The sequence below is a fragment of the Arthrobacter sp. StoSoilB5 genome (assembly GCF_019977235.1).
Lineage (GTDB): Bacteria > Actinomycetota > Actinomycetes > Actinomycetales > Micrococcaceae > Arthrobacter.
Genome location: NZ_AP024646.1, coordinates 4565597 through 4591630, shown reverse-complemented (window position 1 = coordinate 4591630; position 26034 = coordinate 4565597). Strand labels below are relative to the sequence as shown.

Genomic DNA, 26034 nt, shown 5'->3' with positions numbered 1-26034 from the left:
ATGGCTCGAGCGACAGTTCAAGACGTCGCCAGGACTGCGGGTGTCTCCGTGGGGACGGTGTCGCGCGTTTTGAACGGGAGCCCGGCCGTCAGCGAGGCAGCCAAGGAGAAGGTCAACGCCGCAATCCGTCAGCTCAGCTACCGTCCTCTCGCTTCAGCAAGAGACCTAAGAAGAGACCGCACCATGCGTGTCCTGGCCCTCGCCAAGAACCTGGACTCATTGGTGATCAGCGAAGTCTTCCGCGGAGTCGGCGACGCTGCAGCGGACTCCGGCTACGTCAGCCTCATCGCTGCCACCGACGGGGACCTCGATCGCGAACAGCAACTCGTGGACATGCTGCGGAACGGCTCAGTGGACGGGCTCGTGATCTTTTCGCCAACAATGTCTGACGAGGACGTCAACACAGTCGCTGAGCAAATGAGCGTGGTCCAGGTCTGTGAAATCGTCGACGCCGAGGCGGCATTCGGTGTGTCCATCGACGACCGCCAAGCCGCCTACGACATCACCAAACACCTGATCAACACCGGCGCCAAGAAGCTGGCCATGCTCGCCCATAGGGGAGCCCGCTCAGGCCGGCTGCGGGAAGAGGGCTTCCGCCAAGCGCTCACGGAGCAAGGATTGGAACCGGACCAGATCCTGTTCGGTGAAGGCAATTTCGGATTCCACGCTGGCCGCAGGCTCACGAAGAAGCTCCTGGAAGCAAAAGAGCTTCCGGACGCAGTCTTCTGCGGAACCGACGTAGTCGCAGCCGGTTGCGTCCGTGAACTCACCGACGCCGGACTACGAGTTCCCGATGACATCGCCGTGGCAGGCTTCGACGACTCTGCCCAAGCAGAAATGTGCGTCCCGGAGCTGACCACAGTCCGCCAGCCAGCCTACGAAATGGGCCGCGTAGCCTTCGCTGAACTCCTGGAGCGGATGACCGTCGAGGGCTCACATCGCAAGGGAAGAACCTTCCTCCCGCACGAACTCGTCATCCGGGACTCCACGAAATAAAAGGGTTGACAGCCCCGAGCAACCACTGTCAAACTACTTTGGAATCGATTCCACGGCCGAAAGGCCGATTCTTTTGGAAACATTTGGAATCGATTCCAAAAACCAAAAAGAACCACCGGCAAAGAAGCCACCCTCAGCACGCGGGACAGCCAAAACGCGCACTGAACGCCACTCGCCCACAGCCACCAAAGGAGCCACTTGTGGACTTGAACCGACCTGCTCTACCGCTCCAGAACAAAGCCACAAACCGCAAAGCCCTAGCAGCGACCGCAATAGCCGCAGCCCTCCTCCTCAGCGCGTGCGGCGGGGGAGCCTCACCCCAAGGTGCGGAACAAGCGGCAGCTGCCGATCCGGCGTCGGGCGCTAATGCCAGCGGTGCCGTGAACATCTGCGGCGTCAAGGACGCGAGCGGCATCTACAAGGGCACGGCAGAGGCGTTCACCAAGGCGAACGGCAAGGTCACGGCCAAGTACACCGAGATCGGCGCCACCACGGACGAAGCCCGCACGCAGATTGTGCAGCGGCTCGAAGGCAAGTCCACCGAGTGCGACCTCTTCCTCACGGACGTCATCTGGACCTCCGAGTTCGCCTCCCAGGGCTGGCTGCTGGACCAGACCAAGCTGGTCGAGGCCAACAAGGACAGGCTCATTCCCTCCACTGTGGAAACCACCAAGTACCAAGACAAGTACTGGGCCTCGCCGTTCTTCACCAACGCCGGATTGATCTACTACCAGAAGGACAAGGTGGCCAAGCCCGAGTCCTGGCAGCAGCTCTACGCGGAAGCCGCCAAGGCTCCCGGCAACGGATACGTCTACCAGGGCAAGCAGTACGAGGGCCTCACGGTGAACTTCCTCGAAATGCTCTACAGCGCAGGCGGCGAAGTCCTCAACGACCAAGGCGACGTCAAAATCGACTCCAAGGAAACCCGCGACGTCCTCAACTTCATGAGCGACGGCCTCAAGAACGGCTCAGCCGACCGCGCCGTCCTCACCTACAACGAAGACCCCGCCCGACTCGCCTACGAGTCCGGAGACTTCGGATACCAGCGCAACTGGCCGCACGTCTACCGCCTGCTCAACGCGACACCGCTGGCGTCCAGCTTCGGCGTCGCGCCCCTGCCGGCATGGGAGGGCGGCAAAGCCTCGGGCGTGCTCGGCGGCTGGAACCTGGCGATCTCGGCCCACTCCACCAACCAGGCCGGAGCTGTCGCATTTATAGACTTCGCCACCACCCCGGACTGGCAGAAGCACGTGGCGATGGACTACTCACAGGCCCCGGTCAACGAAGCTGCCTACTCTGACCCGGCGGTTCTCCAGAAGATGCCGTTCGCCACGGAACTCCTCGCCTCCGTGAAGGGTGCCAAGCCGCGCCCGATCTCCCCTGTCTACCCGCAGATCTCGCAGGCGATCTACAAGAACGTCTACGCGGTCCTCTCCGGCACCACCTCCACCGAGGATGCCGTGAAGAAGATGGCCGAGGAAATCACCACCGCCAAGGCGAGCTTCTAGTTATGGCCATCAAGACACTCCTACCGGGCCGCAGCCCAAGGGGCGCGCCAAACCGCGGCGCACCCACACGGACAGCAAAAACGACAAGCGGCCGCGACCGTGCCGAGCGCAAGCTCGCGTTCCGCATGACCGCGCCGTCGCTGGTCATCATGGCGCTGGTTGCGGCGGTCCCGATCGGCTACGCGATCTGGCTCTCGTTGAACCAGTACAGCGTTCGGACCGCCGGTCTGTCCCGGTTCGTCGGCCTGGAAAACTACATCAACGCCCTCGCAAGCCATGAATGGTGGACCGCCTTCGGCCAGACCTTCCTCTTCGCGGGCCTGTCTGTCAGCCTGGAACTCATCCTCGGCACGGCCATGGCATTGCTGCTCAACCTCGCGTTCAAGGGCCGCGCCGTCCTGCGCACCGTGGTTCTGCTGCCCTACGCGATCATCACCGTGGTCAGCGCCATCACCTGGCAAACGATGTTCCAGCCCAAGATGGGCCTGGTCACTAACGTTCTTTCCACGCTGGGACTGCCGGGCGGCGATGTGGTCTGGCTCGGCGAGCACGGCTACGCGATGGCCGTCATCGTCATGGCCGACGTCTGGAAGACCACGCCTTTCGCCGCGCTCATCATCCTGGCCGGCCTGCAGGTCATCTCGGCCGAAACGTACGAGGCCGCGGAGCTCGACGGCGCCAGCAAATGGCAGACGTTCGTGAATATCACCCTGCCGCTGCTCCGTCCGGCGATCGTCCTCGCGGCCATCTTCCGCACCATGGACGCCCTCCGCGTCTTCGACCTGCCGTTCGTCCTCACCCGCGGCGCCAACGGCACCGAATCCATGTCCATGCTCGCCTACACGCAACTGCGCGAAAACCGGCTGGTTGGCGAAGGTTCGGCGCTGTCCATCCTGACCTTCCTCACCGTCATGGTGGTCTCGGTCATCTACGTCCGCTTCGCCGGCGGCAACATCCGCGACGTCGCGAAGGAGGAGCAATGAGCACGCTGACTGCAGAACGCCCGACGGCGGAACTCGCCACGCGCCCCAAGGCGCCAAAGCGTCGGTTGCGTGGGGAATCGAAACTGCATCCCTTGGTGTGGGTGTTCGTGGTGGCCGTCATGGCTTTCTCGCTCATCCCGTTCTACTGGCTGGTGAACACCTCCCTTAAGAAGGGTGCGAGCCTGGCCCAAGGCGAGCTCTTCCCGAGCCAGCCGACCCTGGAGAACTATCTGGTGGTCTTCCAGAACCCCGAGTTCCTCCTGGCCTTGCGCAACTCGGTGATTATCGCCGTCGTAACTACAACAGTGGCGCTGGTTTTCGCGTCCTTTGCCGCCTATGCGCTGGCCCGGTTGAAGATGCGCCGCAAGGCGATGATCCTGACGTTGATCCTCTCGGTCACCACGTTCCCGGCCATCGCCATCGCGGCCCCGATGTTCTCCATCTGGCGCGACATCGGCCTGTACGACACTCTGCTCGGCCTCATCATCCCGAAGCTGACGTTCGCGTTGCCGCTGGCGATCTACACGCTGACGTCTTTCTTCAAGGAGATCCCGCGTGAGCTTGAGGAATCTGCGTACATGGATGGCGCCACGCCGTTTGTCGCCTTCCGCAAGGTCATCCTGCCGCTGGCGGTCCCCGGCCTGGCGACCACGGCGATCCTGGTGTTCATCTCGGTCTGGAACGAATTCCTCCTGGCCGTCACCTTGACCACCTCGCCAGAGGCGCGGCCTGTTCCGGTGGCGATCGCGTTCTTCAGCGGCACCAGCGAGTTCGACCAACCCCTCGGCACCATCAGCGCCGCGTCGGTGATCATCACCGTCCCGCTCGTGATCCTCGTGCTGCTGTGCCAGAAGCGCATCGTTTCCGGCATGACGGCCGGTGCGGTCAAGGGCTAAACGCCTTTCAAAACCACAACTAGTAACCCAGAAAGAACAGGAACAACGTGAGCATTCAGCAGCAGGCCCCGTCCACAACCCTCAAGGTGGGAGTTGTGGGCATCGGTTGGGCCGGCCGGCAGCACCTCAAGGCGTACAGCAACATCGACGGCGTCGAGATTGTCGCCGTCGCGGGCATGGAAGCTGACCTTCTTGCCCAGCTGAAGGAGGAATACAGCTTTCCGCACGCGTTCGCCCGTTGGGAGGACATGATCGAGCTCGAAGATCTCGACGCCGTCAGCGTCGCCGTGCCGACGTTCCTGCACGCACCGATCGCCATTGCCTCGCTCGAGCGGGGACTGCACGTGCTGAGCGAAAAGCCGTTGGCGCGTAACGCCGTCGAGGGTCAACAGATGGTGGACGCCGCCCGCAAGGCCGGCCGTGTCCTGGACGTCGCGTTCAACCACCGTCGCCGCGGCGACATCCAGGCACTCAAGGAAGTGATCGACGCCGGGACGTTGGGTCGCCCGTACTACGCCAAGGCATCCTGGCTCCGGCGCCAAGGCATCCCGATGCTGGGCAGCTGGTTCACCAACCCGGAACTGGCCGGCGGCGGTCCGCTCGCTGACATCGGGGTGCACGTCCTGGACTACTCCCTGCACCTGCTGGGCGAACCCAAGGTGTTGGCCGTCTCGGCGTCGACCCATTCCGAACTCGGCCCGCGCGGCCTCGGCGGCAACGCCCGCTACACAGCTTCGAACTCGAGTCATAAGTTTGAAGTGGAAGACTTCGCATCGGCGTTCATCCGGCTGGAAGGCGGGGGTACCTTGATCCTGGAAGCGGGATGGGCCACTTACCGCGACGAGCGGGACCTGATGGACTTCACCGTTTACGGGACCGACGGCGGAGCGGACTTGCGCTCGGTCGGCGCCTCCGAGAACCCGGTAGCGGACGTTCACGTCTTCACCGAGAAGGACGGCGAGAACGCTGACTTCGAGGTGGTGGCTGAACCTGGACGAGCGCACCAGGCCGTCGTCGACGACTTCATCGCCGCCGTGCGCGGCGGCGAGACCGTGTGGGGAAGCCACGACGGTTCGCTTGCCCTCACCCGAGCCCTGATACTCGATGCCTGCTACAGGTCCGCCCTCGAACAACGTGAAGTGGTGCTCTGAAATGTCTGATTCGAAACTCAAGATTGTCGTCTGGAACGAGGCCGTCCACGAGGCCCGCAACGAGCCTGCAACCATCGGCGAGATGTACCCGGAGGGGATCCACGGCGCCATCGCCGCCGGACTGCGCGGTTTTTACCCCGACTCCGAAATCACGACGGCGACGCTCGCCGATCCCGAACACGGCCTCTCCGAAGAAGTGCTGGAGCAGACCGACGTGTTGCTGTGGTGGGGGCACATTGCGCATGGGGAAGTTGCTGAAGAGGTGGTGGAACGCGTGCAGCGCCACGTGCTCGGCGGCATGGGTCTGGTGGTTCTGCACTCGGGGCACTTCGCCAAGATATTCACCCGCTTGCTTGGGACCACCTGCTCCCTGAAGTGGCGCAACGAGGGGGAGCGGGAACTCGTGTGGACGGTCAAGCCGTCGCACCCGATCGCGGCTGGTATCGAGAGTCCCATCGTCATCCCCAAGCAGGAAATGTACGGCGAACTGTTCGACATCCCCGAGCCCGATGATCTGATCTTCATCAGCTCCTTTGAAGGTGGAGAGGTGTTCCGCTCCGGCGTGACATTCTCCCGAGGCAAGGGCAGGATCTTCTACTTTAGCCCGGGCGATCAGGAATACCCGGTGTACCACCAGCCGCAGATTCAGAAGGTCATCGCCAACGGTGTTGGTTGGGTGGCCCAGCCCGGTGTCTTCCGGGAGTCACCCGAGGTTTCCAACCCTTCGCGGGGCTGGTTCGAGGCCTAAGCCTTCCCATTTCACTTCAAGGAGCATCAGCATGACCACTTCTCCTCCTCCCGCTGGCCGTCCCCTGGGCGTGGCCGCCATTGGCTACGCCTTCATGGGCAAGGCCCATTCGAACGCGTGGCGGAGCGTGGCCAGTTTCTTCGACGTTCCGGCCTTCGAGCAGAAGGTACTCGTTGGCCGGGACGCCTCCCTGGTGGCCGAAGCCGCCGCCAAGTATGGTTGGGCGGAATCCGCCACTGATTGGCGCTCCGTGATCTCGCGGGACGACATCGACATCGTGGATATCTGCGCTCCAGGCTGGATGCATGCGGAGATCGCTCTGGAAGCTCTGGCTGCCGGGAAGCATGTGCTTGTGGAGAAGCCGCTGGCCAACACTCTGGAAGAGGCCGAGTTGATGGCGGGAGCGGCTGCTTCGGCTCGTGCCCGGGGCGTGCAGTCGATGATCGGCTTCAACTACCGCCGCGTCCCTGCACTCGCATTGGCCCGCGAACTGATTGCCGAAGGACGTCTCGGAACTGTGCGGCACGTCCGTGCCGCGTACCTGCAGGACTGGCTGTCCGACGTCGAAACCCCCATGAGCTGGCGGCTCCGCAAGGAGACGGCCGGCTCCGGAGCGCTGGGCGACATTGCCTCCCACGCCATCGACCAGGTCCAGCATCTGACGGGTCAAACCGTCACTGAAGTGACGGGAACGTTGAGGACTTTTGTTGCCAAACGCCCCGGCCCTGACGGTTTGGAGAAAGTAACGGTCGACGACGCCGCGTGGGCCACCTTGGGCCTGACCGGCGGCCTCAGCGCGTCGGTAGAAGCGTCGCGGGTGGCCACAGGGCAGAAGAACTCGCTCAAGATCGAAATCTATGGCTCACGCGGGTCGCTGACTTTCGACCTGGAGAACCTGAACGAGCTCGGCTTTATGGACGCTACGCTTCCGGTGCGGGAGCAGGGCTTTCGGCGGATCCTCGTGAATGAGCCCGAGCACCCGTACGCCGCTGCGTGGTGGCCGCAGGGGCACATCATCGGCTGGGAGCACACGTTCACACACCAAGTTCGCGACTTCCTACTTGCCATTCGCGACGGAAGCCAACCGTCGCCGTCGTTCGCTGACGGGCTTCAGATCCAGCGGGTCCTGGCCGCGATCGAAGAGTCGGCGCGGAACAGGAGTGTGGTGACGGAGGTTGCCGAGTCACCCTCGGCGGCCGAGAACGCGTCAGGAAGACTCCTGGGCACGATTGTTCCGTGCTAGAGTTTGATCATCACGATCAGCCCGCTCGCCTCACGGCTCGGGCTGATTTTCTTTAACTAGGGGGGTCGTGGCTGACTATAGGAAGCAGTGGCTTTCAGTCGAGGAGCAGATCCAAAAGTTGGCTTCGCGGGGTGTGGCGATTCCAAACGACGGGAGCGGTGTGCAGCTTCTTCGCGCCATCGGCTATTACCGGCTAACCGGGTATCTCTACCCCTTCCGGAATTCAGAGTTTTACCTTGATCAGTACGGTCGCAGGCGATTGCGCGTTCTTAACAACTATCGAGATGGCACCTCGCTTGAGGACGCAGCTGCAATCATCGACTTTGACCGTAAGCTGCGGATGTTGATTCTCGACGGAATTGAGAGGATAGAAGTCTCTCTCCGCATGCAGATTGGCTATACGTTGGGTTGTCGTTCTGCCTTTGCTCATCTGGAACCGGTCACGTTCGTCAGCGCCTTTACGAATCCCCCGATCGACGACTGCACTGGTCAGGTTGGCCCAAGCAAACATGAGCTTTGGATCGCTCGTATGCGAGAACGCCAGAACGCTTCTGACGAGGCGTTCGTTGCCCATTTTCGTGACAACTACGACGGTCGCATGCCGATTTGGGCAGCTACCGAGATTATGGAGATGGGACACCTCAGCCGCCTATACAGCGGCTTGGTGAGTTCGATAGCTACCGAGATTGCACTGGCGTATGGTGCACCTTCCAAACGCGTTATGAATAGCTGGATTGCGAGTCTGAACTATGTCAGGAATGTGGCTGCTCATCATGCCCGCATCTTCAATCGAAAGCTCGTAACAGCCCCCAAACGTCCGGGCAAAGGCACGGTTCCGATTCTTGATCACCTTCTTGACGAGACATCCTCGAAGCAAGTCTTTGGCCTCTATAACGCGTTGGCGGTCATGGCGTACCTACTTAGGGCGATCGATGAAGACGCTGATTGGACGCGTCGCGTTGTCGAACTGGTGAAGGCCTTCCCAACCGCCGGACATCTAACCGAAGAATCCATGGGCATGCCCGAGGGGTGGGCCGGCCTAGAGTTATGGAAGGCGTGATCGCTGGAATATAGGAAGAGGAAGAGCAGTCCCTTACTTACCCATGCCCGCCCGCCTCAAGCCCCGCGCCCACAGCCTCAACGAACGCGTCCGTCTCAGCTGACCTCCGGCTCTTCAACCACAACGCCGAAGTCCGCCAGGCCAAGGGGTCACCCACAATGGGCCTCCACACCACACCGGAGGGCAACGGAGTCCACGGCTCCTCATTGAAGTGCACCCCGCGGCCGGCGAGGATCAGTCCGTGCGTGAAGTGTTGGTTCCTCGCGTGCACGATCGCCGCCGGCAGGTACCCCGCGTCCCGGCACGTGTGCAGGAATGAGTCGTACAGAGTAGGGGCCATATGCCGCGGGAAGATGATCAACGGGTTGCCGGCCAAATCGCCCAGGGGCACAGAAGAAGCAGCAGCCAACGGATGCGCAGCATTCATCACCACTCCTAGCGCCCGCGAATACACTGGCCCCGACTCGAAACCTACGCTGCTCAAAGGGTGACGAACCACCGCAACGTCCAGTTCGCCGTCGCGCAGTCGTTCAACCTGCTCCACCGTGGTGAGCTCGTGCAGGTTCAGCAGGACGTCAGGGGCAAGCGAACTAAACGACGACACCATAGTGGACAGGGCAACGGGGTTTGTGTCCGGCGGCACCGCCACTTGCAGGATGCCCGAAGCGCCAGGCCGTATCCGCCGCATCGACTCCTGCGCCATGGCCACGTGATCCAGCACCCCACGCGCGTGCTCCAGCAGCAGAGCCCCTGCCTCGGAGAGCTCCACACCGGTGCGTCGGCGGTGGAACAGCTGCACCCCGAGTTCTTTCTCCAGGTCCTTGATCCGCTGCGACAGCGGCGGCTGGGCCATGTGCAGACGTTGCGCAGCACGGCCGAAATGAAGCTCTTCGGAGAGCACCACGAAGTACTTGAGATGGTGGAGGTCCATCGCCGCACCATATCAGTTTGGTATCAAGGCGAGTAGATATTGATGTTAGACGGGTCACATTCACCGATGGTCAGATGGGAATCAAGAAGCCCCAACGAACCAAAGGAAACTTCCCAATGTCTCAGGATGTCCTCTTCGAACAGACCGGCCCCACCGCCATCATCACCCTCAACCGCCCGGACAAGCTCAACGCGTGGACCGAGGCAATGCGCAGCGAACTCATCGCCCACCTTGAAGGCCTCAAGGGCAACGAGGAAGTCCGCACCGTCATCCTCACCGGCAGCGGCCGCGCGTTCTGCGCCGGGCAGGACCTGGCCGAGACCGCGTCCATGAACCCTGAGGATCACGAATCCGCGGAAGCTTGGATCGATGGGTTCGATCGCCTCTACCGCGCTGTCCGCAACCTCGACCAGATCACCATCGCGGCAGTCAACGGCGTCGCCGCAGGTTCCGGGTTCCAGTACTCGCTCCTCGCCGACCTCCGCGTCGGCGACTCCAAAGTCCGCATGGGCCAGCCCGAAGTCCTCTCCGGCATCCCCAGCATCACCGGAATTTGGGCCATGTGGAGCATCCTCGGCAAGGCCAAAACCTCACAGTTCGTCCTCACGGGCGAACTGGTGGACGCTGCGGAGGCTCAGCGCCTCGGCCTCCTTAACTACTTGGCGGACGACGGCGGCGTGCTGGCTTACGCGAAAGACCTTGCCGCCCGCTTGAGCCTCCTTCCCCCGGGCGCAGTCCGGTTGACCAAGAACCGCCTGCGCAGCCTGGAAGATGACGACCTCGCCGACGCCATGGCAGAAGCAAAGCGCGTCCACCGCGAGGCGTATGGCACCGGCGAACCGCAGCGCGAGATGGCCCGCTTCCTCGCCGGCCGCCGCTGAGCCAGGAACCACGAGGAGGCAAACCCATGACAACTACATCAACCCAAGACCGGTACACCGAACTGCGAAACAACCACCGCTGGGAGGTGCCGGAGCTCTACAACATGGCCGTCGACGTCGCCGACCGGCACCCGAGGGAAAAGCGGGCACTCATCCTGGAGTCCGCCGTCGAAGGTCAACGCGAGGTGAGCTGGGGCGAAATCCAGGACCGCTCCCGGCAGATCGCCGCCACCCTGCAAGCCGCGGGCATCAAGAAGGGCGACCGCGTTGCCGTCCTCCTCCCGCAGCGCGCGGACACGCCGGCCGCCTACCTCGGCGTGCTCAGGACCGGTGCCATCCTGGTCACGATGTCCCTGCTCTGGGCCGCGGAACCCATCCGCTTCAGACTTGAGGACAGTGGCGCGTCAGTGATCATCGCCGAGGAGTCCGCGAAGCATCTGTTCAAGGACTACGAAGGCACCTTCATCGACATCGATGGTTCGGCCATCAAAGAAGCGCCCACGGAGTTCCAGGATGTCGAAACCAAAGCCGACGACCCCGCGCTCATCTTCTACACCTCGGGCACCACCGGCCGGGCGAAGGGAATCGTCCACGCGCACCGGACCTTGCTGGGCCACAATGAGTTCGAGTACTGCCACCAGATCGGCGACGGCGACGTGTTCTACGGTGCGGGGGACTGGGCGTGGTCGCTCGCCAAACTCATGGGACCGCTTCGACTCGGCGCCACACACTTGGTCTTCCGTCCTACCGGCGGCTTCGACCCCGCGGCGCTGCTGGACAGCATGAGCCGCCACCGCGTCACCAGCGCACTGGTCAACCCGACGTTCCTGCGCAAGATGCGCGAAGACGTGCCCGACGCCGGTACTCGGTTCCCGCTGCACGTGCGGACGGTTTGTTCGTCCAATGAGCCGCTGACGCCGGACTTGATCGCTTGGTTCCAGGCGCAGTACGGCGTGACGTTGCTCGATTACTACGGTTCTACCGAGTCGTACCCTCTGCTCGGCAACTACCCGGATGTCCCAGTGAAGCCCGGGTCCATGGGGCGTCCACTTCCTGGATGGGAAGTGCGCCTACTGGACAAAAACGAGCAGGAAGTCCCGATCGGTGAGACCGGCGAGATCTGCCTCCGTGCACGCTCCAACCCGCAATTTCCCTTGGGATACTGGAAGATGCCGGAGGCGTCAGCCGCCGCGTTCGGAGGCGGTTGGTACCACACGAAGGATCAGGCCTACGCGGACGAGGACGGCTACTTCTGGTTCCTGGGGAGGACCGACGACGTCATCAAAACGTCCGGCTACCGTGTGGGGCCGTATGAGCTGGAGGCAGTCATTCGCGAACTCGATCCCGTGCGGGACGTGTCCGTGACTGGCGTGCCCGACGAGCTGCGCGGCCAGTCCATCAAGGCCTGGATCGAACTGATGCCCGGTCACATTGGGGGAGCGGACCTGAGCGAAACCATCGTGGCGCATGTGAAGGAGAACTTCTCCCGCTTCGCTTACCCGCGATTCATTGAGTACGTATCCGACCTGCCGAAATCGGCCACCGGAAAAGTCCAGCGGGCCCAGCTCCGCGAACTCCCACACGTTGTAGCCTCTCCCCACCTCGAAGGACAACAATCATGAATACGATGACCGAGAAAGTTGCTGAAACTGAGTCTTCCCCCCGGCGCAGCCTGAAGCGCGTCGCTGCGGCAGCCGCCGTCGGAAATTTCGTCGAATGGTTCGACTCCGCGGCTTATGCGGTCATGTCCGTCACCATCGCGAAGCTCTTCTTCCCCGATTACTCCACGACGGCGTCACTTCTGGCCGTGTGGGCGATCTTCGCCGGCGGCTTCATCGCCAGGCCGCTCGGGGCGGCGTTCTTTGGACGCTACGGTGACCGGATTGGCCGCAACAAGATGCTCGGCCTGTGCGTGCTGATCATGAGCGCGGCGACATTCTGCATCGGTATACTGCCGACTTTCGCTGTGATCGGCGTGTGGGCTCCGATCCTGCTGTTCTTGTTCCGCGCCGTGCAGGGCTTCACCACCGGTGGTGAGTACACGGGGTCGTCGGCGTTCATCGTCGAATACGCTCCGGAAGGCAAGCGGGCGACCTACGCCAGCATCATCCCGGCCACTGTTGGTCTGGCTTCCGTAGCGGGTGCGCTGCTGGGAGCAGCCATTACCGCGACTTTGAGCACCGCCGACCTTCAGGCCTGGGGATGGCGCATTCCGTTCCTGCTCGCTGCGCCGTTGGGTCTGATCGGCCTCTACATCCGGTCCAGGGTGGACGACACTCCCGTTTTCCGTGGTCTGGAGAAGAAGGGCAACGTGGCGAAGAAGCCCCTGGGCGATGCCATTCGCCTCTGCGCCCGGCAGATCTTCACTCTCTTTGGATACAGCATCACAAACGCCATCGCTTACTACCTGATGAGCAGCTACATGATTGCGTACATGACCTCAAGCCTCCACTACTCCAGTACGGAATCAATGATCACTAGTGTGATAACGATGCTCGTGTATACGGGCGTCTGCCCTCTTGCCGCACGCGCCAGCGACCGCTACGGACGCAAGCGGATGCTGCTGGTGGCATGTGTGGGATTCGTCGTCATGACGATTCCGGCCTTCTCGATCATGCCGCTGGGACTTGGTTTCGCAATCCTGGGCACGAGCATCCTGGGTGCTTTGGTGGCGGTAATTGGTACCTCCAACGTGCCAGCTTTGGTGGAGATGTTCCCTTCGTCTGTACGTGCCTCCGGGTCCGCTATTGGTTACACGCTGGCCTACGTTCTATTCGGTGGAACCGCTCCGTTCGTTGCTACGGGATTGGTGGCTGGCTTTGGGACGCCGCTGGCTCCGGCCTTCTACCTGATGGGCATGGCTCTAGTGTCCGCCGTGGTTGTTGTTCTCGCCTTCCGGGAGACGAAGGATCTGTCGCTTTCGCGGACGACCGTTTTGTAGATCTTCATGGGCCAAGGCCCCCGCCGCTCAGTTTACTGGCTGACGGCGGGGTCTTTTGCACATTCTGCCAAGGCCAACTTCGTGGATTCGGCTTCAGTAATTCTTTGGTGCTCAACAGATGGGGTTTGCATGTGCGAACGCGCAGGCTTCTCAGACCCAAGACTTCTCCGCCACGGCATGGAGGCCAAATGCTAATGCACCGGCTGCAAGGACGACGAACCCGACCCATCTTACGTAGTGAAGTTTGCTGCTACCCAGAGACATGACAGTGACTAGGAGCCAAGCCACGGATGCGCTCCAGATTCCAGCAAAAAAGGTGTAAACAGCCCATATGCCAGTGAACCCTGGATTTAGGTTTAAGGCAGCATCGGCGATCGCGACCGGAACGGCCGTTGCCGCGCCGGAAGTCATCATCGCAGGGAGTTGCAGCGCCAACCGCAGCTTTCCAGAAATAAATCTGTAGGTCGGAAACCAAATCAGAACCGCAGCCACGAGGGCAACTATCGAACCTTGGAATCCCGCGACAGCAACCTCCATGAGGACTTCATGCCCACTCGTGGATGCCCCCCGTGAAGCGGAAGAACCGGTGACGACTACTAGGGCACCGAGAAAAGTCCCAATGATCACGGCACCCAAGAATGACAGCAACTTGACCTGCTCTTTGCCCATATCCACCTTAATCGTCGCCGTCACTGGGCTCGACTAGTACGAACGAGCGTAGTTGATGGTCTGAGTGCCGCAAAGGCCGACTAGGCAGTGGAAGCCCGTGTTGCCGAGTTTGAACACATTCAACCACTGCTCAGTACCTGCCGTGGTATTGAACCTTGCCCAACCTTCATGTGCTGGCGCCTGCTGCCTGTTGCCGACTACCTCGACTAGTCCGGAACGATAGAACCGTACGATTACGCTGTAGGAGATTGAGCCCCCGTAGTTGACATCCCAGAGCTTGCAGTGCGGGTTGGAGGCGTCGTGCTTAAATCTTACCTGCGCGTAGGAACCAGCGGACTGGCCGTTTTGGAAGAGCATGTTTGAAGTGCTGGCGTATGATGTGGCGACAACCTCATTGTCCTTGTAGGTTACGCTTTTTCCAACATTCTTCGCAAGAACGAGCTTCTGACCGTCAGGGTTTTGCCAGTTCACATTTGCCCACATCATCGTCCGGTAATCAGGAGAATCGTATGGTGCGTTTATTGGGGGAGACCGAAACCCGCGGTTGTCACCTCCGAATGTGTAACGCGAATCTGCATAGTTGCACATAGAAGCATCGACTCTCGCTGGCGGGATGAATGTTTTGTATTGAAATGCTGTCCCATATGCCTGGTAAGTCATCGGCGTAATTGCTTGACCATCCTTCGATAGCGTTCTAAGTGTAAAAGTCTTACGCGATTCCTCCCCATTACGGTCGTCAACAGGTGTCACGACAGTGAATGTGTAGTCCGTCAATGGTCTCAAATTGTTCGTGGAAAACTTTCCCCGGCTCACGTACTGCAAGAACTTGCCGTTGAGATAGACGTCGGACTTGGTCGCCTCGTTCGGTGTCTCCCATGCAAGGCTCGCGGTAGTCGGAGTTACAGCCCAAGCCGAGACGGGCCTCATAGTTGAGGTGTCAAATTTGAGTTCCGATGCACTCAGAGTGTCTACTTCAACCTCAGGTGCATCACTGAGCTGACGGTCCTCGCCTAGTTTGGGTTTCCCGTTGATGCCAACCATGGAACCTACCCTTGCATCTGCCGGATCCATTGGAGGAGCTTTTTGGATGACAATCTTGACGGGCGTTTTCTGTCTGGTTGTGCCCAGAATTACTCGCTCACCTTCATCGGCATCATCGGAGACGACATCGATCTTCTTCTTGTTCAGATCTGTGAAATGAGAAGTTTGCTTTAGATCCAGCAAGATTCCCGGCTCTAATTCATCGGCAGCTGCCGGACCAATCGAAAGCAAGCAGCCTCCAGCCGTTATCAATACTGCCCAAATGGAAGTCCACTTCCTGAGCATACTTTGCTTGGAGCTCCTCATTGCTCATTCCCCATTTCGTTGTTGACCAAGGTGGTCTGTGGCCGTCGACCATCTGCGACGTCTGGCGCCGCTAGTAGTTCTGCTGCGGTTTAGGACAAAAACCCTATATATGACCTCATCCGCCGAAGGGTGTCGACTCCAGAATGCAACACGATTCCAGCACTAGGTGCTGAAATCGGGAGAAGTGAGTGCTGAATCGCGAGAAATGAGTGCTGACGACAGCCTTCTAGGTACTTAATTGGGCCCGAAATAGGTGTTGCTGGGCGTCTCTTAGGTGTTGCTGACCCTTATAGAGCACCACGCATGAGCTGCGGCGTTACGCAAATCGTCGACTAAGCGCTCGATCGCTGCCAAGACCTCAGCTTGTGCCATTTGCGAAGCCTTCGGGATCTGCAAAGAGTGTCGGTTCCGGCCACCTCGAAAAGTATCCCGCCACTCCTATAATTTGAATCCGGTGGACATCGCCCCAGGTGGAAGCATTCTGGATGGCGGTTGCCTCGACATGATCGGGCATTGATTCCCACCACCTAGACCACCTTTCCCCACCACCTAGACAGCCCCACGCAGCACTTATCTTTGGGGCATTCCACCACCTAGTTTCGATTTCCTCCTCTGTGGCACCTTCTCCAGCCCATAGCTTCGTTTCCAAGAACGAGGGAACTATTGGGGGTTGGGGAATTGACGTTAAGTCAGCAACAGACCATTGCCGCAGCTGTGGATCAGTGGATTACCGGCATACCGGGGCGCATCGCAGGCCACGTCGTCTTCGTGGAGAATCCCGAGCACATCGACTACGCGAAGACGTTGGCCGGTGAGGGCTCAGTCATCCTTGCGCTCAATGGCGACAGAGACGACGAAGCCATCACGACGGTGTCCGGCTCGTTCGATTCCGCTGGAGAAGAACTCTTGGTGGACGGCACACTCAGCCTGGAAATCCAGGACTACGTGGCAATCCCTTTTGTCAATCTGGTGGGCTTGACAGTAGTCAGGATGACCACCAATGAGGACTGGCAGGCCTTCTTTGACGATGCCGAAGAAGCCCGGCGTTCGGGACACTTCGTCCGGCAGTTAACGGAAGTGAATGCTGTTCTGGCCGAGCGTGCCTTGCTCACAGGGATAGAACAGAAGAGCATGTCCTTGGCCAGGCTTCACATCACGTGGGATGGAAGAATCCTCAGCGGCCCCTATGGAGCACAGATTGGCCGGATCGGCGATGCAATTGAAGACTTGCGTGCCAATGCAATTGCCCTGAGTCCCGCATCAGCGATGTCCGCGGCCAATTCCACCGTAGACATTGAGGCACTCAGAGCCAACCCCTGGATTCCTCGCTACCTTGCCGCCTTGGATGCATGGAAGTTCATTCCACGGGAAGCCCGCGACACCACCAGCCTGGTGGGCTTCGGAGCCAGCCTCTACGGCACAGCACCGGGAGTCCCTTCGGCTTCGGCCCCTTTCATTATCAAAAGGGCAGGGGAGTACACGCTGCTGGACACCAAGTCCGGCCGCGTGTTCAAGGTCGGGATTGACGCAGCTACCATCATCGAGGCCATCTCCAACTTGCAGGACGCCAGCGCTGCTGCCGCGCTCGTAGCGCCAGCCCTCAACGTCTCAGGGGCCGTGGCCGCAGGATCCGTGACGGCAGTCTTGAAGCAGTTTGAGCAGCTCGGCATTGACCTCATCGGCATCAAACGATGACCCCACCCTTGAAATCCAGAACGCAGCTCCCGCTTTGGGTCCCACTCATAAGCCAGCACGATTTCGAGGCAGCAAGCTATACGGCGGTCAGCGCCCAAGGCGTCCACGTAGCCTTCGAGGACGGGCAACGACGACTCTGCGCGAAGAGCGGCCTGTGGAACACGAACCTTGGCTATGGGAATGCACAGATTGCCGAGTCAATAGCCAAAGAGCTCGAAACAGCGTCCTACCTGCCACTTTTCCGGACTGCGCACGGCAAAGCCATCGAGGCATCCAAAGCCCTCCTTGAATTGCCCAAGCACCAATTCGAGCGCGTTCTCTTCTCTACGTCCGGAGGTGCCGCCAACGACGCCGTTATGAAGCTCGCCCGCCATTACTTTGTCCTGGACAAACAACCCGAACGCAAACTCGTCATCGGGCTAAGCGGCAGCTACCACGGGCTTACGTTCGGGAGCCAGGCACTCAGCGGCGACGACCTCGGCCAGGCCGTCTATGGCGTCGACAGGCGCAACATCCGGCATATCCGGTTCGACGACGGGGGCGTGGAGTTGGCCCAACTGATGCGAAGGGAGGGGCACCGCGTCGCATTGGTGGTCGTCGAGCCCGTCCTTGGTTCGGGGGCGGAAGTTGTACCGGATGCTTTCGTGGCTGCCCTCCTCAAACACCGGGATGAGCATGGCTTCCTTGTTGTTGCTGACGAAGTCGCCACCGGGTTCGGCCGTATCGGAGGGTGGTTCGCTTCAGATGAGTGGCGGGAAGCCCCGGACGTCGTTGTCACTTCCAAGGGACTTACCAACGGCACCAGCGCATGTGCCGCCCTCCTCATCGGCCAGCGCATAACCCAGCTCTTCGATAACAACGAGGCCGTCTTTGTCCACGGTGAAACCCAAGCCGGAACTCCAGCTACCTGTGCTGCGATTCTCGCCACGATTTCCGAGATGGAAAGGCTGGATCACAACACTCTGACTCAGCGGGTGTCCGAAGGCCTCGACGAGCTCATTACCAAGCTCCAAGGCGTTCCGAGGGTTGGCGAGTCCTCAGGACGGGGCTGTATGAGGGGCATCCTGCTGCGAACCAAAAGTGGATCATCCCCTTCTCCGAACGGTGTCCTGGCCGTCGTCCGGCGGATCCATCAAGCCGGGGCAATCGTGCAGCCTGGGCCGGGCCGGATCCAACTGCTGCCAGCACTGACCTATACACAGGAGAACTTCGAGGAACTCCACGCGGCCATGGTCGATGGGCTGGCCAGAGCAGAACGCGACGGAGTTTTCGCATGATCGCGGATCGCACGTGGAACACGCGTTGCGTCGTCCTGGATCCGGGGATGGCACCCAACTACATCGGCGAACTTACCCGAGGCCGGACCGGACTCGTGGTGGATAACGCACTCGCGGGACAGAGGGATGCCCTCTTGGCCGGTGACTTAAAGGGAGCGCCAACCTTGGAGTTAAACGCTACCCCGGTCAACGTTGAGACCCTGCGGCTTGTGGGCAGCTTCATTCGCAAACACGGACTCCAGTCGGTTGTGGGTCTTGGCGGAGGTTCGGTGATGGACGCCGTAAAACTGGCGGCGTTGTTCACTGCGGACCCGAGCCTCACGATCTTCGTCGAACGCCATGCCAAACGCTCGGGACTCATCGTTCTGCCTCCAGTCGCATATCCAAACGAGCGCCCCCGCACTGTCCTCATGCCGTCAACCGTGGGGACCGGCGCCGAAGTTAGCGCCGTAGCGTGCCTGGACACCGCCGTCGGGCGCCGTTTGATCGCCTCACGTCACCTGTCAGGTGACGTGGCCGTGCTCGACGCCGACAATCTCGCCACCCTGTCCACGCGGCTGCTTTTCGAAGGGTTGCTTGAGGCGTTCCTCCGGGTGGCGGGGACCATGGTTGGCAGCAGCTCCAACGTTTTCGACGACGACGGTTACTCACTTTTGGCGCGGATCGTCAGGCTCGGGAATCGAGTGACTCGGGAGGATTCGCCCGAGCTGAGACTGACGGCGGCCCACCTCAGCATGGAGACACACACTGGCTGGGCCCTGATAGGTCGTGATCCGTACGGAGCGAAGCACTGGTATGTCGCCAACGAACTCGCCCATGTCACGGGGGCCCGAAAGATGACCGCCACGGCCTCGGTGATCGGTCCCATCTGGGAGGAGATCGCCAACGGATCCGCAGCCTGGGGTGATCGTGGACTACTCCTGAAGCTCTGGTCGGCGGTTCTGGTTGCGGATCCTTCATTGGACCCCAACCCAGCCAAAGGCATCAACCAATTGATGTGGCGGTGGGGCATCGCGGGTCTAGAGGTCATCGGCGAGCACGCCCTAATGAAGACTTCCGAGGCTGCTCTCCAGAACTGGGGCGGCGGGCTGCCGATGTTGCGGGGCCTTGATGCCGTGCAGATCCAGCATGTCCTCTCCAAGGCAGGGCTGGAACAACAAATCTTGCCAGGCCCAGTGGGCGAGCTACGAGCGGCAAGGGAAAGGGGGTGAGCACTTGAGCAGCACTCTTGCACCCAGGACTTTGGACCTCACCGTCCAGGAACTGGAAACCATCGACGTCCCTGACGACTGGAGCGAACGCATCCACGGCATCACCGTGGGCCTCGCATTAATCGGGATCGCCGTCAGCATCACCTGACGAACACGCGCAGTCCTTCAACCCGCGCGAAGGGAGGTGAACGCAAATGCAGAAACAGCTCAACATCTCCATCCAGGAGATCGAGTCGCTGGACACCCCGGACTTCAACAACTGGTTCATCGGAGTGTCCCAGGGAGTTGCCATCGGCATTATCGCCGTCAGCATCACCTGACAGTCCGGGAAACGGAACGGGCCAACAACAAAAGGCCCAACAACAAATAGAAAGGAGAACGGAATGATCGCAAACTCGAACCTTCAGCTGACCATCGAAGAACTGGAGAACCTCGACACCCCGGACGATACGCCGTGGTACATCCGCGTTGGTGACGTCATCATCATCGCCGGCATCTTTGTCGGAATCGCCGCCACCTAGCTGGTGCACGCGGGTGGCGCGACCTTTTGCTGTCGCCCGCGTGTAACCCGGACACCTACCAACTCCCGGAGAACACGAGCTGATGAATACCCCACCCGACAAGTCCGCCGATGCCATCCTGCGCGTCCTTGGCCATATGGATCCACCCGAGGATTTGTACAGCGTTTCAGGGTCACGCCTTTACGATCAGATCACTGCTGGCGACCTGACTGAACTTCCCGAGATCCTGGCTGCGGCACGAAAAACCACCGGCCCCATTCTTGAACTGGCTGCGGGATCCGGCCGGATCACCCGCCCCCTCCTTGCCCTCGGACGTCCGCTGACCGCCGTCGATTCCTCGCCGGAAATGCTTGCGATGCTGGCGGAAAGGATCGCAACCATGGCGTTCAATCCCCGCAGAGTAGCGGTGGAATTGGTTGAAGCGGACATGTCCCGATTTGAGGTCGACGGCGGCTACGGTTGCATCGTTCTCGGCGCCAGTTCCATCACGCTCCTGGACCCTCACGGCAGGAGGGAATTGTTCGGCCGCGTCCGTGACTGCTTGACCCCTGACGGCCGCTTCCTTTTGACAGTACTCAACGCGGACAGTCACCAGGCATCGGAAGGACACGACGGCGGCACAACAGTTTCGGCGCTGGGCGAGGATGCATTCCTCATCACCGTGGAAAGTCGTGATCCGGTGAACGGGGCCCGGCACGTGACCATGATCCACGTTGGCTTCAATGAAGGAGGAACGTACCGATCGTCCGCGTATTCGAGCGACATCGCCTTCGTCAGCAACAGCCTCATCGAGGAGGAGGTGCTGGCAGAGGGCCTCACTATCCTCGAGCGGCGGCCGGTCCGCATCGCCACTCCGGTGCCGGGCCTGAATGACATCGAGTTATGGGTGTGTGGCCGATGAGCATCGATCCTGTACTTACCCTTGATCCGTCGTTGGGACTGGTGTCCGCGGCGACGGTCTACCTGCCCAACGACGTTGGGCTCTGGCGAACCGTAGCTTCGCTGGCAAATGGGCGGCCGGATCGGAAAGGGTTCGCAACCGCTGTCGGAGCTTTTGACGTGAAGAAGCGGTCCTCCATGACGCGGGGCGCGGGCGAGGCCGTGGAGCGTTTCGCGTTAGCGCCCGGCACCGCTGACGTCGAACACCTTCTTGCCGGGAGGGACGGAACGGATAAGCGCATCGACTTTGTCACCGCAGAGTTGGGCCGGGCATCTGCCCTCGCCTTCGACTTCCCTTGGTACCGGGCAACGGACTTGCGGACGGGCCAAGAATCACACGTGCCAGCTGCTGTGGTGGACTACACCGCCGGCGGCTCCACTTATCCGGATCCATGGAGCCGCTTCTTTGATCCTTCGCCGAACGGCGCAGCTTCCGGTCCGTCAGAACGCTTTGCGCAAGTATCCGGCATCGGCGAAGTCATTGAGCGGGATGCCTTCCTTTCCGCATGGCGCCAAAGGGTTCCGCTCAACGAGTTTGTGGCCGGGGAGATGCCGGCAGACGTGCTCGACGCGCCCTCGACACGGAATTTCCTCCTGCTCGTGACGGCTGCACGCGCTGCAGGCATTGAGCCCACCCTCGCGTTCATCCCGCACGATGACAGTCCCTTGCATATAGCGGTCTGCGTCATCACCGGCCACCGGGAGCATGGGCAGTTCGGTGCCGTTGGCCTCAAGGCAGCCGCCGATCCCGTCATCGCACTGACGGGAGCCCTCCAGGAAGGCCTGCAGATCCGTGAACTCTTCCTGTCGCGCACGCCCTCAGCAGTTTCATCACTGGAAGTGACAGACGACGAATCCCGTGCTGACTTCTGGACCACCGGGCAAGCCTTGGCTGAATTGCATGTGTGGGTTCGAACGTTCAGGCCGGCCCACTTTCCGGCAGTCAAACCCATACCGAACGTAGATGACCTGGTGAAGTATTTGGCCGGGCGTGACATTCAATCGCACTGGGTCAGCCTCACCCACCGCCTCCCAGCGGCAATTCAGGAGCTCGGTTGGGTAGCAGGCAAGGCGATTTGTCCAGGCGCGGTTCCCTTGACGATGGATGAAACCAAAGGACTGGTCCGTGTGCCCTCAGGATCTGTCGGTGACCCTTCCGGGTTGTCCGCAACACCGCACCCACTGATATGAGAAAGCTCTCCATGTCAGGATTGCCCAAGGTTCCGGCACCCGCCCAGTGGCCGGTACGGCTTGCGCCGTCGGCGTCCATTGATCAACCGTTATTGGACGGCGGCCCCTGGATTGTTGCCATAAACAGTGTTCCAAAAGCTCGAGTCTCAGCAGATGTAGCTGCTGTTCTCAGGACAATTGACGGCGAGAGAAACCCTGCCCAGGTTGCCCAACGCCTTGGGTCGCCTTGGACTGCTGCCGACGTCATGGGAATCGTTCGCCAGTTGACGCACACCGGCATCTTCGACGGCGGTGCGCACCCACCGAGGGACCGTCGGGTTCAGTTCCGGGCACCATTAACGGTGCAGTTCACCTTGTTCAACCCGGCGCCAGTCCTGATGATATTCCGGCCTGCGGTTGCTGCCATGGCGCGGCCAATTGCTGCGTTGCCCGTTGCCTTGCTCCTCATGGGCGGCATCCTGGGCTCCCTGGCGGCTGGGCCGAGCATCTGGAGGGTCTTGGCGACGCCGCTGCCCCTTGAGGTATATCTCTATGTTGCAGGTGCCATGTTTGCCTCCACGTTGCTGCACGAACTCGGCCATGGAATGGCCCTCAGCTACTTTGGCGGTACGCCTCGGCGCATTGGCATCATGCTGTTCTACTTGTCTCCTGCATTCTTCTGCGACGTAACCGACGGCTGGCGGTTGGGCTCCCGGAAGCAGCGGGTGGTGATTGCCCTGGCCGGGCCCCTGGTGCATCTTGGCTTAGGGAGCATTGCGCTGGCAGCGCAGACAATCCTCCCGGCATCGTCGGTGAAGGATGCGGCGCTGCTCTATGGCGTCATTTGTTGGGCCGTCGCCATTTTGAATCTATTCCCGTTCATCAAGCTGGACGGCTACGTTGCCTTGATGTCCGCTGTGGACGTTCCCCACCTTCGCCAGAAATCCATCAAGGCACTGGCCGACGTCCTTGGTTCCAGTTTTCTTGGAGCCCGCGCCACCTTTCGCGGTAATGGTTGGCTTCCGTGGTTCGGATTGGCGAGTTCCATTTCAGGCGTCGGCTTCATGATCATTGGCTTCCAACGCATCGTGCCGATCTTCCTGCAGCTCGGTTATGCAGGGCACATCGCGGTGTTTGCCGTCCTTTGCCTGCTCATCGTGGTGGCTTGCAGGAGCGTGGTTCAGTTTTTCCGTGCGGCCGCGCAGAACGGCAGCCCAGTGTGGAGGCGTGCCCTCATCATGCTCCTGGGAACTCTTACCATCGGGGCGCTTCTCGTCGTAATCCCTGTACGTCCTGTGACTACTGCGGGTTACACCTATGTGAATGGTCAGCTGCTCATCGTGACCTCCAACCAAGCTGCCGATCAATCGCTGGAACCGGGCGACAGCGTCACCTTGCAATCGCAGGGAATGATCATCCACCAAAACCTGGGCCGGGCCACCATCGGCGACCACGCGCCGTCGTCAACCATGGCACCGGTGGACACCATCGTCCCGATAGCGCTCGCAGACACCACCCTGCCCGTGTTGGCCTACGTGGGCCAGGTGGAAGGAAGCCCCACCCTCCCCGCATCGGGGCGGGCGGAAGTAACCAGCGGACGCCAGACAAATGTGGGGGAGTGGCTCTGGCATGCCATTTCACATTCGCCGTTATGGCCCGGACAACCCGAACCCGACGACTCCACGAGAGGGCACTCATGACAATCCACGCCAGCTTCGAGGGATTCAGTAAGAGACGGGGCCAACGGCTTGCCGTCGACGATCTGACGTTTGATGTGCCTGCCGGGCGGGTTGTGGGACTGATCGGCCCCAACGGTGCCGGAAAGAGTACGGCACTAGCCGGGCTGACGGGTCTAGTGGAGGCGACGTCGGGGCACGCAAAGGTCTTCGGAATGGACTACCGCTCGTTAAAGAGGCCCGCCACCAACGTCGGAGTGAACTTGGATGGGATGGAAGTAGAACCCGGGTTGACCGGGCGGCGTCACCTTCAGATTTGTCAGTTGGCAGCAGGCGTGAGTAGGGAAAACGTCGAGCGGGTTCTGGAACAAGTGGACCTTGCGGCCCACGCGGACAGGAAGGTCCGGGACTACTCGCTGGGGATGAAACAACGGCTGGGGATTGCATCCGCCATCATCGGAAACCCTCGCCTCCTTGTCTTGGACGAGCCTGCCAACGGTCTCGACCCGGAAGGCATCCAGTGGCTGCGAGGCTTTCTGCGCGGGTTCGCCGAGTCCGGCGGGAGTGCCTTGGTCTCAAGCCACCAGCTATTGGAGCTCGAACAAGTGGCCCACGACGTCCTCATTCTGAAGCAGCGGACGCTGTTCCACGGGACCCTTGAGGAGGCGAAGATTCTTGGTGGCGGCAGCCTCGAATCGGCGTATTTCAAGATCCTGGAGGGTGCCCGGTGACGGGGCATCCGAACTCCAACTGGGCCTGTGGACTAGGTGCAGAGCTGCTGAGGCACTTCAGCGGATATTCGGTTCTGGGCATCCTCGCCTTCAGCGCTTTGGTTCCGTGGTTCGTGGCCAACTTCCTGGGGTGGCCGGATACTGCAGATCAGCTGTCCGCGACGGAAAACATCAAAGCGTTTTGGGCTTTGGCCACCAGCATTGCGATCGTGGCTACGTTTGCCGGGAGCTACCTTGTGACCCGCGAGTCCTACTACGGGACGCTCCGGCGCAGCGTAGTGATGTCCGGGCTCGTACACCTTGTGGCGGTCAAGTACGCTGCGGCGCTTGTGGTCGGCCTCGCCACTTTGGCAGCGGGGATCCTGGCTTGGGGAGCCAGCGTCGCCTTCACCCTGCCACCCGAATTGCGCGTGGAACTCCTCACTCCGGAATCCTGGCGGGCCTTGCCCGGAGTCGTGCTCTCGTCCGCTGTTGGTTCCCTGTGGGGTTGCTCGCTCGGGTGGATCATTCGGCACTACTACGCGACGACGATCGTCACCATGCTTATTCCGCTGGCAATCGAACTGCCGGTCCTGGCAAACGATCCCGAAATAGGGCGTTGGCTGCCGTCCGGTGCGTTGGCAGGCATTGCCTCTCTTCCCTTTGAGGGCCTTCTTCAACCAGGCCCAGCGTTCCTGGTCTCGCTGGCGTGGCTCCTCGCAGCAAGCGCCGGGGTGGTCGGCGTGCTCAAACGGAAGGAGTTCTAAATGGTGTCCGCACTTCTTGCGGATCTTCGCCGCCCTTGGCTGTGGAAAGGCTCAGGGATTGCGTCCGTGCTGGTAATCGGACTACTGGGCACGCTCCTGGTGGCAGCCAATCTCGAATCCACCACGGGCGATCCGGGTCTCGAAGGAGCTCTCCGAGGGGCAGGGCTGTCGCTCATGCTCACGGGTGCGGGCGTGATGGGTTCCTGTTCATTCACGGCCGATTTCCGGGCAGGGTGCCTTACACGCCGGGTCCTGTTGTTCCAAAGGATCCCGGCGTTCATTGCTCGAGCCCTGACAACAGCTCTTGCAGCAATCCTGGGCGGTGTGATCGTCGGCATCTCTTTCGGCTTATCCGGCACATTTATTGCAGACGGATGGCAGCTCAGTCCACATGGGGTGCTGGCCTTCGCTGGAATGGCAGCAATGGGATCCGCCTGGGGATTCGCGATCGGTTCCTTCATTCGCAGCCATCTTGTGAGCCTCTTCGCGGTTCCTCTCAGTTTGGTGCTTCCGCAGATCCTGCCCTTGGGCGATGCCGAGCCGTACCTCTTTCCGTTCCAAGCTGCCGACTGGGCGAATCAAGCGGCAGTCCACATACCGCCGTCGGAGTCTTTCTTCGGAGCTCTTGCATGGCCGTTAATCGTCTTGGGGGCGGCGTGCGCCGTGTTCTCCAAGCGTGACTTGGCCTGATAACTACCAATAAATCAAGGAACT

26 protein-coding genes are annotated in these 26034 nt (G+C 60.8%); 23 read left to right on the top strand and 3 right to left on the bottom strand.

The window, feature by feature from the left end; genetic code table 11:
• The 8 genes from LDN75_RS20775 to LDN75_RS20740 all read left to right on the top strand — a co-directional run bounded on the left by LDN75_RS20775 (position 1) and on the right by LDN75_RS20740 (position 8585).
• Positions 1 to 996 (top strand): LacI family DNA-binding transcriptional regulator, encoded by a 996-nt coding sequence (locus LDN75_RS20775; protein WP_223934572.1) that lies wholly within the window; start codon positions 1 to 3, stop codon positions 994 to 996.
• A 200-nt stretch (positions 997 to 1196) separates the two neighbouring features.
• Positions 1197 to 2504 carry an ABC transporter substrate-binding protein gene (locus LDN75_RS20770; RefSeq protein WP_223934571.1) on the top strand — a complete coding sequence of 436 codons (1308 nt, stop codon included), beginning with the start codon at positions 1197 to 1199 and terminating at the stop codon, positions 2502 to 2504.
• 2 nt (positions 2505 to 2506) lie between these two features.
• Positions 2507 to 3487, top strand: coding sequence for a sugar ABC transporter permease (locus LDN75_RS20765; RefSeq protein ID WP_223934570.1), 981 nt, complete (start codon positions 2507 to 2509; stop codon positions 3485 to 3487).
• Positions 3484 to 4383, top strand: a complete 900-nt coding sequence (locus tag LDN75_RS20760; protein ID WP_223934569.1) for a carbohydrate ABC transporter permease — start codon at positions 3484 to 3486, stop codon at positions 4381 to 4383. The genes LDN75_RS20765 and LDN75_RS20760 overlap by 4 nt, the downstream gene beginning before the upstream one ends.
• A gap of 47 nt (positions 4384 to 4430) precedes the next feature.
• Positions 4431 to 5534, top strand: a complete 1104-nt coding sequence (locus LDN75_RS20755; protein ID WP_223934568.1) for a Gfo/Idh/MocA family oxidoreductase — start codon at positions 4431 to 4433, stop codon at positions 5532 to 5534.
• A gap of 1 nt (position 5535) precedes the next feature.
• Positions 5536 to 6282 (top strand): ThuA domain-containing protein, encoded by a 747-nt coding sequence (locus tag LDN75_RS20750; RefSeq protein ID WP_223934567.1) that lies wholly within the window; start codon positions 5536 to 5538, stop codon positions 6280 to 6282.
• 31 nt (positions 6283 to 6313) lie between these two features.
• Positions 6314 to 7525: a Gfo/Idh/MocA family oxidoreductase gene (locus tag LDN75_RS20745; protein ID WP_223934566.1), complete on the top strand. Its 1212-nt coding sequence runs from the start codon at positions 6314 to 6316 to the stop codon at positions 7523 to 7525.
• A 67-nt stretch (positions 7526 to 7592) separates the two neighbouring features.
• Positions 7593 to 8585: an Abi family protein gene (locus LDN75_RS20740; protein ID WP_223934565.1), complete on the top strand. Its 993-nt coding sequence runs from the start codon at positions 7593 to 7595 to the stop codon at positions 8583 to 8585.
• A gap of 37 nt (positions 8586 to 8622) precedes the next feature.
• Here the strand turns inward: LDN75_RS20740 and LDN75_RS20735 are convergent, their stop codons facing one another.
• A complete protein-coding gene (locus LDN75_RS20735) occupies positions 8623 to 9516 on the bottom strand; it encodes a LysR substrate-binding domain-containing protein (protein WP_223934564.1) in 894 nt (297 codons plus the stop codon).
• A gap of 116 nt (positions 9517 to 9632) precedes the next feature.
• On the opposite strand from LDN75_RS20735, the gene LDN75_RS20730 reads away from it, so the two are divergent.
• The 3 genes from LDN75_RS20730 to LDN75_RS20720 are packed head-to-tail and all read left to right on the top strand — an operon-like array spanning position 9633 to position 13338.
• Positions 9633 to 10397 carry an enoyl-CoA hydratase/isomerase family protein gene (locus LDN75_RS20730; protein WP_223934563.1) on the top strand — a complete coding sequence of 255 codons (765 nt, stop codon included), beginning with the start codon at positions 9633 to 9635 and terminating at the stop codon, positions 10395 to 10397.
• 26 nt (positions 10398 to 10423) lie between these two features.
• A complete protein-coding gene (locus tag LDN75_RS20725) occupies positions 10424 to 12019 on the top strand; it encodes an AMP-binding protein (protein ID WP_223934562.1) in 1596 nt (531 codons plus the stop codon).
• Positions 12016 to 13338, top strand: coding sequence for an MFS transporter (locus LDN75_RS20720; RefSeq protein ID WP_223934561.1), 1323 nt, complete (start codon positions 12016 to 12018; stop codon positions 13336 to 13338). Before LDN75_RS20725 ends, LDN75_RS20720 begins: the two co-directional genes overlap by 4 nt.
• Positions 13339 to 13488: 150 nt before the next feature.
• On the opposite strand, the gene LDN75_RS20715 is transcribed toward LDN75_RS20720, so the two are convergent.
• Together LDN75_RS20715 and LDN75_RS20710 are read right to left on the bottom strand one after the other, a co-directional pair.
• Positions 13489 to 14031 (bottom strand): hypothetical protein, encoded by a 543-nt coding sequence (locus tag LDN75_RS20715; protein WP_223934560.1) that lies wholly within the window; start codon positions 14029 to 14031, stop codon positions 13489 to 13491.
• Between the two features lie 9 nt (positions 14032 to 14040).
• Positions 14041 to 15354, bottom strand: a complete 1314-nt coding sequence (locus LDN75_RS20710) for a fibronectin type III domain-containing protein (protein WP_223934559.1) — start codon at positions 15352 to 15354, stop codon at positions 14041 to 14043.
• A 678-nt stretch (positions 15355 to 16032) separates the two neighbouring features.
• On the opposite strand from LDN75_RS20710, the gene mpaB reads away from it, so the two are divergent.
• From mpaB to LDN75_RS20655, 12 genes are all read left to right on the top strand, one after another.
• The gene (gene mpaB / locus LDN75_RS20705) at positions 16033 to 17049 is read left to right on the top strand and encodes a daptide biosynthesis RiPP recognition protein (RefSeq protein ID WP_223934558.1); all 1017 of its coding nucleotides are present in this window, start codon (positions 16033 to 16035) and stop codon (positions 17047 to 17049) included.
• Between the two features lie 8 nt (positions 17050 to 17057).
• Positions 17058 to 18326 carry a daptide-type RiPP biosynthesis aminotransferase gene (gene mpaD, locus LDN75_RS20700; RefSeq protein ID WP_223934557.1) on the top strand — a complete coding sequence of 423 codons (1269 nt, stop codon included), beginning with the start codon at positions 17058 to 17060 and terminating at the stop codon, positions 18324 to 18326.
• Positions 18323 to 19537 (top strand): daptide-type RiPP biosynthesis dehydogenase, encoded by a 1215-nt coding sequence (mpaC, locus tag LDN75_RS20695; RefSeq protein WP_223934556.1) that lies wholly within the window; start codon positions 18323 to 18325, stop codon positions 19535 to 19537. The genes mpaD and mpaC overlap by 4 nt, the downstream gene beginning before the upstream one ends.
• A 4-nt stretch (positions 19538 to 19541) precedes the next feature.
• Positions 19542 to 19685, top strand: a complete 144-nt coding sequence (locus LDN75_RS20690) for a daptide-type RiPP (protein WP_223934555.1) — start codon at positions 19542 to 19544, stop codon at positions 19683 to 19685.
• A 46-nt stretch (positions 19686 to 19731) separates the two neighbouring features.
• Positions 19732 to 19857: a daptide-type RiPP gene (locus LDN75_RS24210; protein ID WP_263422335.1), complete on the top strand. Its 126-nt coding sequence runs from the start codon at positions 19732 to 19734 to the stop codon at positions 19855 to 19857.
• A 63-nt stretch (positions 19858 to 19920) separates the two neighbouring features.
• Positions 19921 to 20058, top strand: coding sequence for a daptide-type RiPP (locus LDN75_RS20685; protein WP_223934554.1), 138 nt, complete (start codon positions 19921 to 19923; stop codon positions 20056 to 20058).
• An 82-nt stretch (positions 20059 to 20140) separates the two neighbouring features.
• Positions 20141 to 20959, top strand: coding sequence for a daptide-type RiPP biosynthesis methyltransferase (gene mpaM, locus LDN75_RS20680; protein ID WP_223934553.1), 819 nt, complete (start codon positions 20141 to 20143; stop codon positions 20957 to 20959).
• Entirely contained in the window at positions 20956 to 22188 is a 1233-nt protein-coding gene (locus tag LDN75_RS20675; RefSeq protein ID WP_223934552.1) for a YcaO-like family protein, read from the top strand. The genes mpaM and LDN75_RS20675 overlap by 4 nt, the downstream gene beginning before the upstream one ends.
• A gap of 11 nt (positions 22189 to 22199) precedes the next feature.
• Positions 22200 to 23867: a daptide biosynthesis intramembrane metalloprotease gene (gene mpaP, locus LDN75_RS20670; protein WP_223934551.1), complete on the top strand. Its 1668-nt coding sequence runs from the start codon at positions 22200 to 22202 to the stop codon at positions 23865 to 23867.
• Complete coding sequence (locus tag LDN75_RS20665) at positions 23864 to 24574, top strand: ATP-binding cassette domain-containing protein (protein ID WP_223934550.1); 711 nt, start codon at positions 23864 to 23866, stop codon at positions 24572 to 24574. Before mpaP ends, LDN75_RS20665 begins: the two co-directional genes overlap by 4 nt.
• Positions 24571 to 25320: a hypothetical protein gene (locus tag LDN75_RS20660; protein WP_223934549.1), complete on the top strand. Its 750-nt coding sequence runs from the start codon at positions 24571 to 24573 to the stop codon at positions 25318 to 25320. Before LDN75_RS20665 ends, LDN75_RS20660 begins: the two co-directional genes overlap by 4 nt.
• The gene (locus LDN75_RS20655; protein WP_223934548.1) at positions 25321 to 26010 is read left to right on the top strand and encodes a hypothetical protein; all 690 of its coding nucleotides are present in this window, start codon (positions 25321 to 25323) and stop codon (positions 26008 to 26010) included. It abuts the gene before it with no gap.
• The last annotated feature ends 24 nt before the right edge of the window (positions 26011 to 26034 follow it).

Coding starts and splice junctions, on each gene's coding strand:
- LDN75_RS20665 (WP_223934550.1), top strand. CDS start 23,864: ATGACAATCCACGCCAGCTTCGAGGGATTCAGTAAGAGACGGGGCCAA.
- LDN75_RS20775 (WP_223934572.1), top strand. CDS start 1: ATGGCTCGAGCGACAGTTCAAGACGTCGCCAGGACTGCGGGTGTCTCC.
- LDN75_RS20730 (WP_223934563.1), top strand. CDS start 9,633: ATGTCTCAGGATGTCCTCTTCGAACAGACCGGCCCCACCGCCATCATC.
- LDN75_RS20725 (WP_223934562.1), top strand. CDS start 10,424: ATGACAACTACATCAACCCAAGACCGGTACACCGAACTGCGAAACAAC.
- LDN75_RS20735 (WP_223934564.1), bottom strand. CDS start 9,516: ATGGACCTCCACCATCTCAAGTACTTCGTGGTGCTCTCCGAAGAGCTT.
- mpaM (WP_223934553.1), top strand. CDS start 20,141: ATGAATACCCCACCCGACAAGTCCGCCGATGCCATCCTGCGCGTCCTT.
- LDN75_RS20685 (WP_223934554.1), top strand. CDS start 19,921: ATGATCGCAAACTCGAACCTTCAGCTGACCATCGAAGAACTGGAGAAC.
- mpaP (WP_223934551.1), top strand. CDS start 22,200: ATGTCAGGATTGCCCAAGGTTCCGGCACCCGCCCAGTGGCCGGTACGG.
- LDN75_RS24210 (WP_263422335.1), top strand. CDS start 19,732: ATGCAGAAACAGCTCAACATCTCCATCCAGGAGATCGAGTCGCTGGAC.
- mpaC (WP_223934556.1), top strand. CDS start 18,323: ATGATCGCGGATCGCACGTGGAACACGCGTTGCGTCGTCCTGGATCCG.
- LDN75_RS20765 (WP_223934570.1), top strand. CDS start 2,507: ATGGCCATCAAGACACTCCTACCGGGCCGCAGCCCAAGGGGCGCGCCA.
- LDN75_RS20745 (WP_223934566.1), top strand. CDS start 6,314: ATGACCACTTCTCCTCCTCCCGCTGGCCGTCCCCTGGGCGTGGCCGCC.
- LDN75_RS20710 (WP_223934559.1), bottom strand. CDS start 15,354: ATGAGGAGCTCCAAGCAAAGTATGCTCAGGAAGTGGACTTCCATTTGG.
- LDN75_RS20655 (WP_223934548.1), top strand. CDS start 25,321: ATGGTGTCCGCACTTCTTGCGGATCTTCGCCGCCCTTGGCTGTGGAAA.
- LDN75_RS20720 (WP_223934561.1), top strand. CDS start 12,016: ATGAATACGATGACCGAGAAAGTTGCTGAAACTGAGTCTTCCCCCCGG.
- LDN75_RS20750 (WP_223934567.1), top strand. CDS start 5,536: ATGTCTGATTCGAAACTCAAGATTGTCGTCTGGAACGAGGCCGTCCAC.
- LDN75_RS20675 (WP_223934552.1), top strand. CDS start 20,956: ATGAGCATCGATCCTGTACTTACCCTTGATCCGTCGTTGGGACTGGTG.
- LDN75_RS20760 (WP_223934569.1), top strand. CDS start 3,484: ATGAGCACGCTGACTGCAGAACGCCCGACGGCGGAACTCGCCACGCGC.